Origin of the sequence: Shewanella sp. AS16 (assembly GCF_021412365.1) — a bacterium.
Classification (GTDB): Bacteria; Pseudomonadota; Gammaproteobacteria; order Enterobacterales; family Shewanellaceae; genus Shewanella; species Shewanella salipaludis.
On the sequence record NZ_JAKCLK010000109.1, the window covers coordinates 1 to 339 of the forward strand.

General features: G+C 53.7%; 1 protein-coding gene. It reads right to left on the bottom strand.

What is annotated here, in order from left to right; all coding sequences use genetic code 11:
- On the bottom strand, positions 1 to 339 hold a 339-nt coding region (locus LZP73_RS19560; RefSeq protein WP_234236583.1), incomplete at both ends, for a radical SAM protein.

The window sequence follows — 339 nt, forward strand, 5'->3', positions numbered from 1 at the left end:
TTACGGAAGAGCTCGCTGCCCTCGCCCGTTTCCATCAGTTCGATGAAACGCAGCTGGATGGGACGATGCTGGATCCAGTTCAGAAAGGTGTCGAGCTGGTGATGATTAACATCACGCATCAGCACGGTATTGACTTTGACCTTCTCAAAACCGGCCTCAAATGCAGCATCGATTCCTGCCATGACCTGGTTGAATTTATCCTGCCCGGTAATGGCATGAAACTGGCGAGCGTCCAGACTGTCGACGCTGACGTTGATGCCAGTAAGTCCAGCATCGCGCCAGTTCGCCACATCGCGCTCCAGACGGTAACCATTGGTGGTGACCGCTATCTGGCGAATA